Below are 16,894 nucleotides of genomic sequence, written 5' to 3'. Positions count from 1 at the left end.
GAGGAAGGCCATGCCGTCATCCTTACCGACAAGCTTTTGAATGAAAACGAAATCATCGCCCTGGCTTCGCAGCTTGCGCTGAATCCCGCGCTGAAAATCTTTTACGTTTTTACCTCGCCGGAAGGTGAGCAGGACGTCGATGCCTTCAGCGCCTCGGCGGCGGGGCTCGTGGCGCAGGTCGAAAAAGTATTTGCCGCGTCCGGCGTGGAAATGCCGGATCTCAGGCAGCGCCTGACCGCGGAATTTGCGCCTCGCAACGGGCAGGCCATCAAGAAAAGGCTGGACGGAATTTTCAGTAAAAAGATCGAGAAAGACACGCGGCTGATTGAGGCCGTGAAAACCGACGAAGGCAAGTCCCGCGGCAAGTACCTCATCCTGGCGGCCAACGGCACGTCCAGCCTCATTGGGGCGTTTACCTTCCAGGCCACGGTGGTCACCAGCGACGCGCTCGGCAAATCGGATCTCGACATTGCCCAGAACTTCGTGGCGGGCCGGGCCGCGCAAAACATGACCCAGGAATTGTCGAACCTTCCTGAAATCGAAGGCGTGCTGCTCCGCGAAAAGAACGACCAGCTTCAAAACGTGACCTACCGCGTCCAGAAAGACGCGCTCAACGGCATCGGTGCCGTCATTACCAAACTCGTTCAGGCCTTCGAATCCGCGGCCTCGATCCTCCGCGCCGCGTAATCCCTACATTCCGCTTTCCAGGGCCTTTATCCGCGATTCCATTTTCTTCTGCGGCATCATGTCTCCGGACGCTTCCGCCACCTGGATGCCCTGGCGGTAAATCTTTTTCGCCTTTTCCACGTCGCCCAGGCTTTCCAGCGCCTGCCCCAGGCCAAGGTAAGACGCCGTGTGTTTGGGGTCGACGTGCACGGCTTTTTCAAAAGTATCGAGAGCCTCGCGCTTCCTACCGCATTCCAGGTACACGGTCCCAAGACTGAAGTAGCCCAGCACGTCCGCCGGATCGAACTCGATGATCTTTTTGTAACGCTCGATCTGCGCGTCGTAATCGGCCTTGGGCATGACGGCCTTTTTCGATTTCAGTTCGGCTTTCCACGTCAGACGCCGGGCTTCGGCCTGCTCATGCTCGGCTTCGGCGATCATGCCCTTGGCCACGTAGCAGCGCGAGAGATTGGTGTGGGCCATGACAGTATCGGGATGACGCGAGATCCATTGTTTGAGGAGCGCGGCGGCATCGTCGTATTTCTGCTGGTTGTAGAGGATGACCGACAGTGCTTCGCAGGCATCTTCGTGGGAAGGGGAAAGCTCGAGGACGCGGCGCAGGCCGTTCAAGGCCTCTTCTTGACGGCCGTGCTTGTAATGTTCGAGAGCGTCCCGGTAAATTTGATCGGCGGAGGAATCCGGACTCATGGTCTCGGGAAGATCATGCGTCTTCGATGCCGAGTTTTTTCTTGCCTTCTTCGCTGATGCGTTCCGGCGTCCATGCCGGCTCAAAGACGACTTCGACTTCCACTTCGTCGGTCTTGCAGTCCTGCGCGATTTGCTGCCGGAGCTGGTTGGGGATCTGCTGGGCCGAAGGGCAGGATTGCGAAGTCAGGGACATCTTGACGAGGATGGCGCCGCTTTGAGCGTTTACATCGATGTCGTAAATCAGGCCGAGGTCCCAGACGTTGACCGGGATTTCGGGATCGAAACATTTCTTGCACGCGGCGATGACTTGGTCTTTGGTGGCGATCATGCGCTATTTTAGGCGTCTAACTCGTGGCCGTCAATGGGCTTGGTAAAACCGGTCCGGGGCGGCGGAGCTCATTTTTTTGTTTTTCTTTAAAGCGAAGCTCGTTAGAATGCGGGCCATGCATCCGTCCGAAAGTCCAAATAAAAGACGTCCCTTGCCCCTGGCCGTCGTGTATTCCCTTTATTCCTGGGGCATGATGTTTTTCGTCACGGTGGCCTTTTACCTGTTCGGCCTTATTTTTGTCCTGCCTTTCAGCATCCTGCTCGACAAAGGCAGCCGGAAAAAAATGCACGGCGTTTCCCGGCTTTGGGCAAAATGCCTGCTCAGTCTCAATCCCGGCCAGAGCCGGATCTTCGAAGGTCTGGAAAACCTGCAGCCCGGGACGCCCTATGTGATTGTGGGCAACCATCAAAGCATCGTGGATATTTTCGTGGTGCTCGCGGGTCTCGACACGCATTTCAAATTTCTCGCCAAGAGGGAGCTTTTCAGCATTCCTTTCCTCGGATGGCATCTGGGCCTGGCCGGTTATGTCCCGCTCGTGAGGGGAAACAAAGAAAGCGCGCGGCAGGCCGTTGCCGAGGCGCGCAGGCTGCTGCAGAATAAAATCGGCGTGCTTTTTTTCCCGGAAGGCACGCGATCTGAAGACGGGGAAATCAAAGAATTCAAGTCGGGAGCCTTCAAAGTCGCCTCCGATGAAAACGTTTCCATCCTGCCTGTCGTGATCGACGGCACCGGAAAGGTGATTCCCAAGCATTCCTGGCTGATGCGCGACTTGGTCCGGCTGCGCATGCGTGTCCTGAAGCCCGTGCCGCCGCCGTTGCGCGATCCCGCCGCCATCGAAAAAACGCGGCAGGAAGTCGAAGACCGGATGCGGGCGGAACTCGCGGCCATCCGGGCGGGAAAATAGCGATGAAGGTCCTCACGTGGAATACCTGGCAGGAGCGGGGGCCGTGGCAGGACCGGTGGGAATTCGCCCTCGGAGAACTCGCCGCTTTGGACGCGGACGTGATCGCGCTGCAGGAAGTCTTCAACCGCGCCTGGGCGGATGCAGTGCAGCGGCGCCTGAATTTTGCAGAATTGATTTATGGCGACGATGCGGCGGGCCTGGTTTTCCTTTCCCGCTATCCGGTTTCGCGCAGCGAATTGCGGACCTATGACACGCGCTCACCGTCCGAATCTTACCGGCGCTACGCGCTGCATGCCGAGATCCAATTGCCAGACGGGCCCGCGGCGTTTTTCAACACGCATCTTTCGTGGCTGCCGCACGATGACGCGGTGCGCGAGGCGCAGGCGCGTGAGCTGATGCGCTGGGCCGGGGAAAAGGCCGGGAAATTACCCGCGGTCGCGGCCGGAGATTTCAACTCTCCGCCGGTATCCGGCGCGATCGAGGAAATCCGGCGCCACGGCTTCGTCGATGTTTTTGGTTCTCTTTGCGCGGGCGAGCCGGGATTGACCTGGTGCAACCGTAATCCGTACACCCTGGAAGAATGCAACCGCGTATCCGGCGCGCTGCTGCCGGAACGCCGCATCGACTACGTTTTTTTCAAACCAGGAAAGGCGCGCGGCGCGCATCCTGCCGGCATCAAAATCGTTTTGGACCGGCCCGATGCGCGGGGTGTGTGGCCTTCAGACCATTTCGGTGTCCTTGCAACCCTGGACCTGCACGGAGCATGATCAAGCGCCTTCGAAGCCTTCAAAAAATCGCCGCCGGGATTTTTGTTTTTGCCGCGGCCGGCTGCGCGTCGCAAAGTTATCTCAAGACATCCGACGGCGTTTCGCTGGCCTACGAGTATCAGCCCGTGCCTTCACCCAAGGGCACCGCGCTTCTCGTGCACGGGCTTGGTACGAACCTTTCGGAATGGTACAATTTTAAGAAGTTTTTGAATGACAACGGGTGGTCCACGATGGCCCTTGACCTGCGCGGCCACGGCATGAGCACTTCCTGGAACGGCGAGGAGCTGGATTGGCGCAATTTCACGGGCGAAGGCCGGCTCAGCACGCTCCGCGATCTGGCCGCGGCCGTGGATTTTCTCCACCGGCCGGACAATCTCTGGCTCGTGGGCTCCAGCTTCGGCGCCTCGCTCAGCGTGCTGCACGCGGCGGAGGATCCCGCGGTCAGGGGGCTGGTGCTGTTTACGCCGGGGATCCGCATGGGGCCGGTTCCCACGGATCAGGCGGTCACGAAACTCACGCAGGCGCGCATCCTGATCGCGGCCGCGGAGGACGATGCCGGCGCGGTCGAAAACGCGAAGCAGCTTTATGAAAAAACGCCAGGCTCGAAAAAATTGCTGACCTACCCCAAAGGCGGCCACGGCTCGGAAATGCTGGACAACGTCAAAGGACTCAAAGAGGAAGTGCTGAAATGGATGAATCAAGAGGAAATGCCGAAAGCCTGAAAGGGCAGGCCCGCGATGCCAAGTCGTACCAGAGGATCAAAGAGAACCTCACGCTGATCCATCTTGTCTGGTCGCCGCTGCTGCTTGCGCTGGTTGCTTTCACGCCCGTAACTCGCTGGCTCGCGGGGGCTGCGTCCGGATTCACGGCCAACCGTTACGGCGAAGCGGCGCTTTATTATCTTTTCCTGTCGCTTGTTTTCTTTTTGGCGAATCTGCCGCTGGCTTATTACTCCGAGTTCACGATCGAGCACCGCTATGGCCTTTCTAATCAGACGTTCGGCGGATGGGTGGGGTTCACGATCAAGAAAACCGTCCTGACCACGCTGCTTTCAGTCGCGCTCGTCACCGGCCTGTATGTTTTCATCTGGAAATTTCCGGCGGCCTGGTGGGTGCTGGGCTGGGCGGCGTACGTGGTGCTGAGCGTCGTGATCGGCAAAGTCTTTCCGGTGCTGATCGTCCCGCTTTTCTATAAGTACGACAGGGTGCAGGACCAGGCGCTCCGCGGCCGCATCCTGGCGCTGACCGACCGCTATGGGCTGCCGATCGAAAACCTGTATTCTCTGAATCTGAGCAAGACCACGAAAAAGGCGAACGCGGCCTTCATGGGCATGGGAAAAGGCAAGCGCGTGGTCCTAAGCGACACGCTGATCGAGCATTTTTCCCCGGAAGAAATCGAGATTGTCGTGGCGCATGAGCTGGGCCATTACAAGCACAGGGACATCCTCAAGCAGGTGGCGCTTGGGAGCGTGAGCTCGCTCGCGATTTTTTATCTGGCCTTCCACACGCTGGAAGCGTCGTCGCGCGCGCTGGGCTTTGACGGCGCCGGGGACCTCCTGGCCCTGCCGCTTCTTTTCCTGATCTTCACGATTGCGGGAACCCTGCTCACGCCGGTGCAGAGCGTTTTTTCACGCTCCCTGGAACGCGCGGCGGACCGTTTCGCGCTCGAGGCGGTGAAGTCTGTGGACACTTTCATTTCCTGCATGGAGAAACTCGGCCGGGTGAATCTCGCGGACACAAGCCCGCACCCGGTGTACGAATGGTTTTTCTACGATCATCCCTCGATTCCGCGGAGAATCGAAATGGCGAGAAAGTGGAGCGCCGCTTCATGAAGATTTCCCGCCGCCTGCCGGCGGCCGCCCTGGGCGCCCTTGCCGCCGGGCTGTTGATCGCCCTGCCGCGCCTGGAAGCCGTGGAAAAAAAGTCCGCCGCGCAGACGGCGCTCGAAAAACGCCAGCGCGTGGAACTGCTCGGCTTTTTCCTGAAAGACCCGAAGGACGCGAAGCTGCCGCAAACGCCGCTGGCGATCGAGCTCTACAACCAGGGCGTCGAGCTTTACGAGCGCCACGAATATGACATGGCGCTTACCGCGTTCGAAGACTCGCTTAAATACGACCCCAACAACGCGCTGGCTTACGAACTGATGGGGGACATCCATTATTTCCAGCAGAAGCTGCCGGAGGCCAAAAAGGAATACCAGAAGGCCTTCGAGCTGCAGCCGCGGGATACGCTGAAGAAAAAGCTCGAGAAGCTGCGCGATGAGACGCTCGTGGAAAAGGACATGTCGTCCTACAATGAGCGGCATTTCATCATTAAATACCACGGGGAAGAAGACGCCTACGACGGCTTCCAGGTGCGCGAGCTTCTGCGGACGACGTACGAGGACCTTTCCAAAGATTTCGGCTACTACTTCAAACACAAGGTCGTGGTGCTCATGTACGACGAAGACGAATTCAAAAACCTGACCAAGCTCCCGCACTGGGCCGCCGGCGTCTACGACGGAAAGATCCGCATGCCCGCGTACAAGAAAGGCTTCAGCCCCAAGGAGCTGAAGGCGCTGACCGCGCATGAAATGACCCACGCCTTCGTGGCGGACATCAGCCAGTCGCGCGCGCCGGCCTGGATCAACGAGGGGCTTGCCGAATTCGAGGAAGACAAGGTGCAGAAAAATCCGCTTCTCATGTTCAAGTCCGCGGCCCACGGCGGCAAGCTCATTCCCATGGACCAGCTGCTCTCGCACGGCGGCGCGCTGTCCCTGCAGGACCCGGTCGCGATCAACCTTTTCTACGAACAGTCTTTTCAAGTCGTCAGCTACCTCATCAACCGCTACGGCATGTTCCGCGTCAAACAAGTCCTGGAAGAAATGGCGAAAGGCAAGAACAGCGATGAAGCGCTTCGCGAAGTCCTTCGCATCTCCACTTCCCGGCTGGAGCAGGAATGGAAAGAAACGCTTTGACCCCCGTGGAAGTTGCGGCCCTGCCTCGGGATTTTCCTTATGGCCTGCGTTTCAGCACGGACGATCCCGGCCTCGAGGCTTCGATTGCCCGGCACGGAGTGCTGTATCCGATCGTCCTGCACGCGGCATCCGGGCATGTGATCGCCGGCCATAAACGCCTGGCCGCGGCGCGCAAGGCAAACGTCCGGCAGGTTTCTGCGATGCTCGTGGAAGAAGATCTGGCGCCGCAGGAGCTTTATCTTCTGGCCGTCCTTTCCAACTGGAACCAGAATCTCTCGGACCTTGACCGCGGCTGCGCCGTTCTCCGCGCGCTGCGGGATTTTGGATTCACCGAAGACGCGGTGCGCGCCGAAGTCCTGCCCGCGCTCGGCATTGAATCCGGCGATCCCGTGCTCGCCGAAGCCAAAGCGCTTGCCGGCCTCGATCCCGCGATCCTCGAAGCGGTGAGCGCCGGTAAAATTCCTTTCCGCGGCGTTTCGTCTTTCCTCCGGTTCTCTCCCGCGGATCAAAAAGCGTTCGTGAAGTTAACAGGGGAGTCCCTGCGCTGGACCTCCGGCCAAATGACCCAGGCCCTGGAATGGCTGGCCGACCTGCTGAAAAGCGGGAAGAAGGGGCTCGAGGTTTACTGGCAGGAACCGGCGCTGCAAAAGGCCTTAGCCGGTCCCAAGAACGACTTGCGGGCCGCAGGCGAAAATCTCTTCCAGGCGATCAAGGAATTGCGTTTCCCGAGGCTGGCGGACTGCCGCGGCAAATTCGACCCGGCCGCTCGGGAAATTGAGCGCGCGTATCCGGGCCTGAAGCTGGAACCGCCGCCTTATTTCGAGGATGAGGGGCTGGTTCTCCGTGCCAAAGTCCGGGATGCGCGGGCCTTCGACGAATTGATGGAAGTCCTTAAAAAGAAAAGAAGTTCCGTTCACTCCTTGTTTGAAATCATGCTATAATACCCCCCATTTATCCGGACCTCATCCATCTACCTTAAGACCGACGGGCTTATGAAAAAAATTTTGGGGGGGATGCTGGCAGCCTGCATCATTGCGGGCGGTCTGGCTTTCGCCGAAGACATTCAGGTCACGTCCACGTTTGACAAGCGCTCCGCTCACGTGGGCGAGGAAATCCGTTTGAGCATCCGGATCGACGGCGCCACAGGCAACATCCAGGCGCCCCGCCTTCCTTCGTTCGAGGGCTTCGACACGTTCTACACCGGCCGCGCCTCCCACATCACGTTTGTGAACGGCCGTTCGAGTTCCACCGTGGAATTCAGTTACGTGCTCGTGCCGCGTACGGCAGGAAACTTCACGCTCAATCCCATCGACGTCACGGTCCAGGGCCGCGTTTTCCGGACCGAACCTATCACGATCGACGTGTCGCAGGGACAGGCGCCGCCGCAAATGGGCGCGCAGAACAATCCCATGCTGCAGCCGCTCAACGCGCCGCCGCCGTCCGCCCCGAGGAGTGCGCCGGTTTCCAATGCCGGGCCCCAAGCACCGATCCAGCCGCCCACGCCCACGACCGAAGGCGCGGACGACAACATCTTCGTCCAGGCCTGGGTCGACAAGAACAGCGTGTATCCCAATCAGCAGGTGCTGCTGACTTACTCGCTTTACACGCGCTACGACACGCGCTACGAAGGCTTCGAGCAGGAACCGGAAATCAGCGGCTTCTGGATCGAGGAATTTCCCATGGAGCGCGAAGTGGAAAGGGAAACTGTCACCGTGAACGGCAAGCGCTATGTGAAGGCCGATATCCGCAAGATCGCGCTTTTTCCGACGTCCGCGGCCGATTACACGGTGAAACCCGGCGTGATCCGCGCGTCCATCCGCCAGCAGCCGCAGCAGACCAGCATCTTCGACGATTTCTTCGACGACAGTTTTTTCAGCGGCGGCAGCTTTTTTGCGCGGCGCGAGAACCGGCTGCTCACGCCCCAGCCCATCCAGATCAAGGTGAAGCCGCTTCCCGAGCAGGGAAAGCCCGCGAGCTTTTCCGGCGCCGTGGGCGATTTCAAGATGACCGCGACGCTCGACAAGACTTCGGTGCAGCAGAACGAGCCCGTGACCATGACGCTCGTCCTGGAAGGCCAGGGCAATCTCGAGACCATGAACCGGCCCAACCTTCCGGAGTTTCCGGACTTCAAGGTCTACGACGGCGACGCGTCCACCCAGCTTTACAAAAGCGGCGTCGTGATCGGAGGCAAGAAAACCTTCGAAGTGGTGTTCATCCCGAAAAAAGCGGGCAGCATGACGATCCCGCCCGTGGAGTTCAGCTTCTTCAATCCGCAGGCCCAGCGCTACGTGCCCCTGAAGACGCCGGAATTCAAACTGGACGTCAAGCCTTCGGACAAGCCTTTCGAAATCCCGCGCGAATTGAGCAAACAGGACGTCTTCAAAAAGGACGTGAAGGCCGAAGGCCAGGACATCCGCTACATCCACGAACGCCTGCCGGACGAGCGGACGGAAACGATCGTGTCCGGACTTTACTATCTTATGCTCGGGCTCGACATTCTCATGGCGGCCTGGCTGATCCTGACGTTTCTACAGCACCGGACCGAGCGTATTTACGAAAAAGACAATGCGCTTCGCCGCCGGCGCCAGGCCAAGTCGCAGGCCCTGTCGAAGGCCGGGAAGCTGAGGCCGCTCATGAACGACGCCAAAGACGAAACCGGCCGCGTTTTTTTTCAGGAAGCGGACAAGGTGCTCACACAATACCTCGCCGACAAATTCAATCTGTCCGCGCTCGGAGGCACGCGCATGGAAGTGGAGCGCGAATTGGCCAAGAGGCTGGGCACGCAGGACCCGCTTTATAAAGAAATCATGGATCTCTACAATATCTTCGACGAATCGCGTTTCGGCATGGTCAAGGTGGACAAGGAAATCAAACACCGCGCCTTGGATGTCATCCGCAAGTCGGTCCAGAGGATGGAGAAAATATGCCGCTGAATGCTCCGCGCTTATTCAAGGCCCTTGCCGTGCTCGCGTTCGTTCTCGGCGCCCGCGCGCTGCCCGCGGCGGCGATGGCTTCCGACGACGTGATGCTTTTTGAGCGGGCGAACGAAGCCTTCCGGCAAAACCATTTCAAGGAAGCCGCGGACATGTACCGCAAGCTCCAGCATCAATATCCCACGGCCGCTGTTTTTTCCTACGACCTGGGCAACAGCCTTTTCAAGGACGGCGATCTGGGCGGCGCCATCCTGGCTTACGAAAGAGCCAAGCTCAAAGCGCCGCGAGACCCGGACGTGCGGCACAATCTGGATTACGCCAACAGCCTGCTCGAATACCACGTCGACGACAAGCGCAACTGGTACGTGAAAGCGGGAGAGGAAGTCCTGAATTATTTCCGGGAAAAAGAAACGAACCTTCTGTTGTTTGCCGCGGCTTTCCTGTTTCTTTCGAGTTGGATCTTTTCCCTGAATTACCGCCGCGGCGAGCCGTGGGGCTGGTTCCGGAAAACGCTGCTCGCATTTTTGTCCGTGGGCCTCGTGCTGGCCGGCGGAAAGAGCGTGGAAACCCACATGATGCGCGATGCGATCGTGACGGCCAAGGAAGCCGAGGTGCGCTTCGGGCCTTCGCTGGATTCTCAGGTCTCGTTCCGACTGGGGCAGGGGCTCAAGGCCTACGTCGTGGACACGCGCAAGGATTGGAGCCGCGTCCTTCTCGTGAATCTGGAAAGCGGATGGGTCCAGAACAAAGACATCGAAGAAGTCTCGAAACTTTCATAAAGGAAAATTTATGGCGTTAAAACAAAAAAAATTCGGCGCGGATGCGCAGGGATATTTCGGCGATTACGGCGGCCGCTACGTGCCTGAGACGCTGGTGAAAGCGCTCGAAGAGCTCAAGGCCGCGTATGCGGAACTGAAAAAAGACAAAGCGTACCAGCGCGATCTGACGTATTACTTCAACCATTACGCCGGACGTCCCACGCCGGTTTACGAGGCCCGGAATCTGACACGTCACTTCGGCCGCGCCCGCATTTTTTTCAAGCGGGAAGATCTTTGCCACACAGGGGCGCACAAGATCAACAATACGATTGGGCAGGGGCTGCTGGCTTTGAAACTTGGCAAAAAACGCATTGTCGCGGAAACGGGCGCAGGACAGCATGGGGTCGCCACGGCGACCGCTTGCCGCGTCTTCGGCCTGAAATGCGTCGTGTACATGGGCGCGCTCGACGTGGAACGCCAGGCGCTGAACGTTTATAAAATGAAATTGCTCGGCGCGGAAGTCGTGCCCGTGCATTCCGGTTCCAAGACGCTCAAAGACGCGACCAACGAAGCCATCCGCGACTGGGTGACGAACGTGGACACGACCCATTATCTCTTAGGCTCGGCGGTGGGCCCGCATCCGTATCCTTCCATGGTCCGCGATTTCCAGTCTGTCATCGGCAAAGAGACGCGCGCTTATTTTTTGAAAGAACACAAGAAGCTCCCGGATTATCTCGTGGCCTGCGTGGGCGGCGGCAGCAACGCCATCGGATTTTTTCACGCGTTTCTCGGCGACCGCCGGGTGAAGATCATCGGCGTCGAGGCTTCGGGACAGGGCCTGAACACGCCTTATCACGCGGCCTCCATGACCAAGGGCCGCCCCGGGATTCTGCACGGCATGAAAAGTTACCTGCTGCAGGACAAGGACGGCCAGGTCCAGCTTGCGCATTCCATTTCCGCAGGGCTTGATTATCCGTCCGTGGGTCCGCAGCATTCGTTCCTGAAAGACTCGGGCCGCGTGACTTACGAAACCGCGACCGACAAAGACGCGCTGGAAGGGTTCCAGCTTCTCACGCTCACCGAAGGCATTATGCCCGCGCTCGAGCCGTCGCATGCGATCGGCTTTCTCAAGCGGCTCATGCCGAAAACCAAAAAGAACCAGCGCGTCGTGGTCTGCCTTTCCGGACGGGGAGACAAGGACATCGATACCGTGAAAAAACTTTTGCACGGCGGAAATTCGAATTCCGGGGGGCATCACTAATGAAAAACAGGATGCTTCCGCTGGCGCGCGCCAAAGCTCGCCGGAAAAAAATATTCTGCGCCTTTTTGACGCTGGGCTATCCGAGCCTCGCCAAAACCGAGGCGTTGGTCAAAGACTTCGAGAAAGCCGGAGTCGACATCCTGGAGCTGGGCTTTCCCTTTTCGGACCCCATGGCCGACGGGCCCACGATCCAGTTTTCTTCGGAAGAGGCGCTCAAGCACGGCGTGCGCTTGGAAGACGCGTTCGAGCTCGTCCGCAAGCTGCGCAAAGACAAAGTCTCCCTCCCGATCATTTTCTTTTCGTATTACAACCCGATCTTCAGCCAGGGCACGAAGACTTTTCTGAAAAAGGCCAAAAGCGCGGGCTTTGACGGGGTCATCATCCCGGACCTTCCGCCGGACGCGGAAGCGGATTTTCACCGCCAGGCCGCGCGCGCGGGCTTGGCCGAAATTTTTCTCGTGACGCCGACGACGAGCCCCGAACGCTCGCTGCGCATCGCGAAGCAGTCGCGGGGTTTCATTTATTACGTTTCGCTCAAAGGCGTGACCGGCGCGCGGAAAAGCCTCCCGGCCGACATCCGCGGGCACGTGACGAAAATCCGCCGCAAAGAAAAAAAGCCTGTGCTCATCGGGTTTGGAGTTTCCGGCCCCGAGCAGGCGAAGTCGCTGGCCGCGTTCAGCGACGGCGTGATCGTGGGCAGCGCCATCATCGACGCGATCCGCCACTCGGGGGGGCGCACGGAACCGGCGACCGTCCTCGTGGCGAAAATGATCCGCGCCATCAGGTCCTGAGATGGCCGTCTTCCTCGGACTGGATCTGGGGACAAAGCGTGCCGGCGTGGCCGTCACGGACGAAGCCGGCATCATGGCCCTGCCGCTCAAGACGATCGAGGTGCGCGGCCGCGGCCAGCTGCTTGCCGAATTGAAAGAGCTGGTACGCCAATACCGCGCCTCAGAAATCGTCGTGGGCCTGCCCAAGACGCTGAAAGGCGAGATCGGCATTGCCGCGCAAAAGATTATCGAAGAAGTCGAGTGGCTCAAAACCGGGCTCGACGTGCCGCTGGTGCTTTGGGACGAACGTATGAGTTCCGCGGAAGTGGAGCGCCTCTTGCGGGACGAAGACGTGAATCCCGCGCGGCGTAAGGAAGTGCGGGACCAGCTGGCCGCGCAAAGGATCCTTCAGAATTATCTGGATGCCAAGCGGAGTTCTCCTTCATGAAGTATGAACTGGACTACCGTCAGACGCGGCTTGCGAACGGCCTGAAAGTGGTTACCGTTTCCATGCCCGGCCGCCAGTCGGTTTCGCTGGGCGTGTGGATCCGCGCCGGCTCGCGGCATGAAGCCCCGAAAACGGCGGGTATTTCGCACGTGCTGGAGCATATGCTTTTCAAAGGCACGCGGCGCCGCTCGGCCCGGCGCATCAAAGAGGAAGTGGAGGGCAACGGCGGCGTGCTGAATGCCTTTACGGCCGAAGAGTGCACCTGTTATTTCGCGAAGATCATGAAGGGCCGCCAGGGCAAGGCCATGGATGTCCTCGCGGACATGGTGAAGAACGCCGTGGTTCCGCCGCGGGAGCTGGAAAAAGAAAAGGCCGTGATCATCGACGAGATCAAGATGATCAAGGACGTGCCCGGCGAGCACATCGAAGACGTGATGGGCGAGATGCTGTGGCCCGGCCATCCGCTTGGCAGGCCGATCTCGGGCTCGGAAGAAAGCGTGGGCGCGCTGAAGCGCGGCCAGATTCTCGAGTACAAAGCGCGGCATTACCACCCCGCGGGCATCGTGGTTTCCGCGGCTGGGCCGGTGTCGCACGCGGAAGTGCTGGAATTCGCGAAGCGCCATTTTCCGGCGGGAAACGGGAAGCCGGCGCCGCAGCCTGTTCCCGCGGATGCGGCGCAGAAACAGCCTAAAGCGGTTTTTCTCGGCAAAAAATCCGAGCAGACGCATTTCATGATCGGGATGCACGGATTTTCGCGTTATCATCCGGACCGCTACAAGCTGGCGCTGCTTAGCCTGGTCCTCGGCGGCAATATGTCCAGCCGCTTGTTCGAGGAGCTGCGGGAAAAACGCGGCTTGGCCTACGACATCCGCGCGAGTGCCGCGTTTTACGAGGAAACCGGCTCGTTTGTAATCGCAGCGGGCGTTGAGCCGAAAAAGGCCTGGCAGGCTTTATCGCAGGTCATGAAGGAATTGTCGAAGCTGCGCAAAACGCCGGTGGGACGCGGGGAATTACGGCGCGCCAAAGATTATTTCATGAGCCAGTTTTACCTGTCGCTGGAGGATACGCTGGAAGCCATGCTGTGGGTCGGCGAGGCCTCGGTCTATCGCGACCATGTGCCTTCTCCGGAAGCGATATGCAGGGAAATCGAAAGCGTTACCGCGGACGAGCTCCGGCAAACCGCGGCCGGGCTTTTTCAGACGCCGCGCCTCAATCTGGCGCTGATCGGTCCGGTCACGGCGCGGGACAAAGCGCGGCTTCGCCGGGCCTTGAGCCTGGAAAACGGATAAGGAGAATTGCATGAACGAAAAGCCATGGATCGCGCCCAGCATTCTTTCCGCGGATTTTGCCCGCCTCGGCGAGGAAGTCCGGGACGTTGAAAAGGCCGGGTGCGACTGGATCCACGTGGACGTCATGGACGGGCATTTCGTACCGAACCTCACGATCGGACCGCCGGTCGTGAAGGCGCTCCGCAAGGTGACGAAGCTTCCGCTCGACGTGCATCTCATGATCGATGAGCCTCTGCGCTACATCGAAGACTTCTGCAAGGCCGGTTCGGACTGGGTGACGATTCACGTCGAAGCCACGCAAAAGGCCAAAGAGACGCTCGACGCGATCCAGGCCCGGGGTGCCAAACGCGGCATGTCTCTGCGGCCGAAAACGCCGGTTGAGGCGCTCGAGCCGTATCTGAAGGAACTGGATCTCATCCTGATCATGAGCGTAGAGCCGGGATTCGGCGGCCAGTCGTTCATGCCGGAAATGATGGATAAAGTGCGCTGGCTCAGGCCGCGCTTCAAAGGGCTGATCTCGGTCGACGGCGGCGTGAAAGCGGACAATTCGCGCATGGTGCGCGAAGCCGGCGCGGACATTCTCGTCGCAGGCACGGCTGTGTTCGGCTTTCCCGACCGCGGCGACGCCATCAAGAAACTGAGGGTTGCTTAAGATTATGGATTCTAAGAAGATTCGCAATTTTTCGATCATTGCTCACATCGACCACGGCAAATCCACGCTGGCCGACCGGCTGCTTTTGGCCACCGGCGCCATCTCCCAGCGCGAATTCCGCGACCAGATCCTGGATGACATGGAGCTCGAGCGCGAGCGCGGCATCACGATCAAGGCGCGCGCGGTCCGCATCAAACACGGCGAGTACATGCTGAACCTGATCGACACGCCGGGGCACATCGACTTCACGTACGAAGTCTCGAAAAGCCTCGCTGCCTGCGAGGGCGTGCTGCTGCTCGTCGACGCGGGGCAGGGGATTCAGGCGCAGACGGTCACGAACCTTTATCTCGCGATGGAACGCGACCTCGCCATCATCCCGGTCATCACGAAAATCGACCTTCCCACCGCGGAACCGGAAAAAGTCAAAAAAGAAGTCATGGACTTTCTCGCCGTGCCGGAGGAAGAAATCATCCTGTGCAGCGCGAAAACCGGCGAGGGCGCGGACCAGGTGCTCCAGGCCATCGTCGACCGCATTCCTGCGCCCAAGGGCAGTAAGGATGCGCCGCTCAAGGCGCTTATTTTCGATTCCAAATACGACGTGTACCAGGGCGTGGTCGCTTACATCCGCATCATGGACGGACGGATCACGAAGGAAGACAAATACCTGATGATGCAGACCGGCGCGACTTACGATGTGGAACAGCTCGGCATCCTTAACCCGCATCCGGAGCCGGTGACCGAGATAGCGGTCGGGGAAGTCGGTTACATCTGCGGGAACATCCGCGACATTTCGGAAGTGAAGATCGGCGATACGATCACGCTTGTCAGCGCGCCGGCCTCCGAGCCGCTGGAAGGCTACAAAGAGGTCAAACCCATGGTGTTTTGCGGCCTTTATCCGATCAATCCCGCGGATTTTGTTCCACTGCGCGAGGCGCTCGGAAAATTGCGGCTGAATGACTCTTCTATTATATATGAGCCCGAATCTTCGGCTTCCCTGGGTAATGGCTTCCGCTGCGGCTTCCTCGGTTTGCTTCATATGGATATCGCCAAAGAAAGGCTGGAACGGGAATTCAATCTGGATCTCATCGTGACCGCGCCGAACGTCCTGTACCGCGTGACCTGCACGAACGGAAAAGTGATCGAGCTGGAAAATCCCACGAAGCTGCCGTCGCCGCAGGAAATCGTGAAAGTCGAAGAGCCCTTCATCCGCGCCAACATTATTATTCCTGTTGCCAACATCGGCATCATCATGCAATTATGCCAGGACCGGCGCGGAATTTATAAGAGCACGGAATATCTGGACCAGACGCGTGTCATGCTCATCTACGAAATTCCTTTTGCCGAAGTCGTCATGGATTTTTATGATAAAATCAAATCTGCGACGTCGGGCTACGGCTCGCTGAATTATGATTTCATCAAGCCGCAGGAATCCAAGCTGGTGAAGCTCGACATCTTGATCAATGACGAGCCCGTGGACGCGCTTTCGAGCATCGTGGTCCGGGAAAGGGCCTACCAGCGCGGGAAGATACTGGCCGAGAAATTGAAGGAAGTGATCCCAAGGCAGCTCTTCGAGGTCGTGATCCAGGCCGCAGTCGGCAGCAAGATCATCGCGCGCGAATCGATTGGGCCGCTGAAAAAGAATGTGACCAGCAAGTGCTATGGCGGCGACATCACACGCAAGCGCAAGCTCTGGGAAAAACAAAAGGAAGGCAAGAAGCGGATGAAGAAGGTGGGGCGGATTGATCTGCCTCAGGAAGCCTTTATCACCGTCCTCAAGGTGGACACATGATCATTTGGATTGCTCTGGCGGCCCTGGGTCTTCTCATCCTTTACCGCCACAAACTCGCCGAAGAATGGCGCGGTTTCCAGACGCGCCGGCGAGAATGGCTTTTCGACAAATGGAAGAATTGGGGCGAGCCGTTCCTGGTTGCCGCGGTGCTCGCCGTCCTGATCCGCACGTTCCTGCTCGGTCCCTACAAGATCCCCACGGGATCCATGATTCCCACATTCCTTGTGGGTGACCGCATTTTCGTCGACAAGATCAGCTACCGGTTCCGTCCTCCGGAACGCGGCGACATCATTGTCTTCAAGTACCCGCTCGACAAAAAGAAAGACTTTGTCAAACGGCTCGTCGGACTGCCTGGCGAAGCGGTGGAGATCAAGGACGGCAAGATCGTCATCAACGGCAAGGTCCTCGACGACAAGGTCTTCACCAAGAATTATTATTACAATGTCAAGGAAGGCCGGCTCGGGCTCGAAAACGAAGTCATCCGCGTTCCCGAAGACAGTTATTTCGTCCTGGGCGACAACTCCGCGCATTCCGCGGACAGCCGGAGCTGGGGATTTGTCCCCCGCAACAATCTCGTCGGAAAAGCTTTTCTGATCTGGTGGCCCCCCCAGCGGATCAAAAAAGCGGAATAGCCTTCTCGATCCTTCATTTTTTAAGGCGACCGGC

Annotated in this window: 18 protein-coding genes; 16 read left to right on the top strand and 2 right to left on the bottom strand. The window is 58.8% G+C overall.

The genetic code is table 11. The features are described from left to right. Positions 1–687: hypothetical protein (locus VL688_11285; protein HTL48630.1), on the top strand; the 687-nt coding region annotated here is incomplete at its 5' end. 3 nt (positions 688–690) lie between these two features. On the opposite strand, the gene VL688_11280 is transcribed toward VL688_11285, so the two are convergent. Beyond that, positions 691–1,374, bottom strand: coding sequence for a tetratricopeptide repeat protein (locus VL688_11280; GenBank protein HTL48629.1), 684 nt, complete (start codon positions 1,372–1,374; stop codon positions 691–693). 13 nt (positions 1,375–1,387) lie between these two features. Next, on the bottom strand, positions 1,388–1,702 hold the full coding sequence (locus VL688_11275) for a metal-sulfur cluster assembly factor (GenBank protein HTL48628.1): 315 nt from the start codon (positions 1,700–1,702) through the stop codon (positions 1,388–1,390). A gap of 151 nt (positions 1,703–1,853) precedes the next feature. Between VL688_11275 and VL688_11270 the strand changes: the two genes are divergently transcribed. Genes VL688_11270 through lepB form a run of 15 tightly spaced genes read left to right on the top strand, consistent with a single transcriptional unit; the run spans position 1,854 to position 16,860 of the window. Continuing rightward, a complete protein-coding gene (locus VL688_11270) occupies positions 1,854–2,606 on the top strand; it encodes a lysophospholipid acyltransferase family protein (protein HTL48627.1) in 753 nt (250 codons plus the stop codon). A 2-nt stretch (positions 2,607–2,608) separates the two neighbouring features. After that, the gene (locus VL688_11265; protein ID HTL48626.1) at positions 2,609–3,373 is read left to right on the top strand and encodes an endonuclease/exonuclease/phosphatase family protein; all 765 of its coding nucleotides are present in this window, start codon (positions 2,609–2,611) and stop codon (positions 3,371–3,373) included. Next, the gene (locus VL688_11260) at positions 3,370–4,095 is read left to right on the top strand and encodes an alpha/beta fold hydrolase (GenBank protein ID HTL48625.1); all 726 of its coding nucleotides are present in this window, start codon (positions 3,370–3,372) and stop codon (positions 4,093–4,095) included. Before VL688_11265 ends, VL688_11260 begins: the two co-directional genes overlap by 4 nt. Next, positions 4,062–5,204: a M48 family metallopeptidase gene (locus VL688_11255; protein HTL48624.1), complete on the top strand. Its 1,143-nt coding sequence runs from the start codon at positions 4,062–4,064 to the stop codon at positions 5,202–5,204. The genes VL688_11260 and VL688_11255 overlap by 34 nt, the downstream gene beginning before the upstream one ends. Beyond that, positions 5,201–6,328, top strand: coding sequence for a tetratricopeptide repeat protein (locus VL688_11250; GenBank protein ID HTL48623.1), 1,128 nt, complete (start codon positions 5,201–5,203; stop codon positions 6,326–6,328). Before VL688_11255 ends, VL688_11250 begins: the two co-directional genes overlap by 4 nt. Next, positions 6,310–7,269: a ParB N-terminal domain-containing protein gene (locus VL688_11245; protein HTL48622.1), complete on the top strand. Its 960-nt coding sequence runs from the start codon at positions 6,310–6,312 to the stop codon at positions 7,267–7,269. The genes VL688_11250 and VL688_11245 overlap by 19 nt, the downstream gene beginning before the upstream one ends. A gap of 51 nt (positions 7,270–7,320) precedes the next feature. Further along, positions 7,321–9,261: a BatD family protein gene (locus VL688_11240; GenBank protein ID HTL48621.1), complete on the top strand. Its 1,941-nt coding sequence runs from the start codon at positions 7,321–7,323 to the stop codon at positions 9,259–9,261. Continuing rightward, positions 9,252–10,040 (top strand): tetratricopeptide repeat protein, encoded by a 789-nt coding sequence (locus tag VL688_11235; protein HTL48620.1) that lies wholly within the window; start codon positions 9,252–9,254, stop codon positions 10,038–10,040. The genes VL688_11240 and VL688_11235 overlap by 10 nt, the downstream gene beginning before the upstream one ends. Positions 10,041–10,050: 10 nt before the next feature. Further along, positions 10,051–11,280 (top strand): tryptophan synthase subunit beta, encoded by a 1,230-nt coding sequence (gene trpB / locus VL688_11230; protein ID HTL48619.1) that lies wholly within the window; start codon positions 10,051–10,053, stop codon positions 11,278–11,280. After that, a complete protein-coding gene (gene trpA / locus VL688_11225; GenBank protein ID HTL48618.1) occupies positions 11,280–12,071 on the top strand; it encodes a tryptophan synthase subunit alpha in 792 nt (263 codons plus the stop codon). The genes trpB and trpA overlap by 1 nt, the downstream gene beginning before the upstream one ends. 1 nt (position 12,072) lies before the next feature. Further along, positions 12,073–12,498: a Holliday junction resolvase RuvX gene (ruvX, locus tag VL688_11220; GenBank protein ID HTL48617.1), complete on the top strand. Its 426-nt coding sequence runs from the start codon at positions 12,073–12,075 to the stop codon at positions 12,496–12,498. Next, complete coding sequence (locus tag VL688_11215; protein ID HTL48616.1) at positions 12,495–13,787, top strand: pitrilysin family protein; 1,293 nt, start codon at positions 12,495–12,497, stop codon at positions 13,785–13,787. Before ruvX ends, VL688_11215 begins: the two co-directional genes overlap by 4 nt. 10 nt (positions 13,788–13,797) lie before the next feature. Further along, positions 13,798–14,439, top strand: a complete 642-nt coding sequence (gene rpe, locus VL688_11210; GenBank protein HTL48615.1) for a ribulose-phosphate 3-epimerase — start codon at positions 13,798–13,800, stop codon at positions 14,437–14,439. Between the two features lie 4 nt (positions 14,440–14,443). Further along, positions 14,444–16,228 (top strand): translation elongation factor 4, encoded by a 1,785-nt coding sequence (gene lepA, locus VL688_11205; GenBank protein ID HTL48614.1) that lies wholly within the window; start codon positions 14,444–14,446, stop codon positions 16,226–16,228. After that, positions 16,225–16,860, top strand: coding sequence for a signal peptidase I (lepB, locus tag VL688_11200; GenBank protein ID HTL48613.1), 636 nt, complete (start codon positions 16,225–16,227; stop codon positions 16,858–16,860). Before lepA ends, lepB begins: the two co-directional genes overlap by 4 nt. Positions 16,861–16,894 lie beyond the last annotated feature (34 nt).

The sequence above is a fragment of the Verrucomicrobiia bacterium genome, assembly GCA_035495615.1.
Lineage (GTDB): Bacteria > Omnitrophota > Omnitrophia > Omnitrophales > Aquincolibacteriaceae > DATJFP01.
This window is presented reverse-complemented; position numbering and strand designations above follow the sequence as displayed.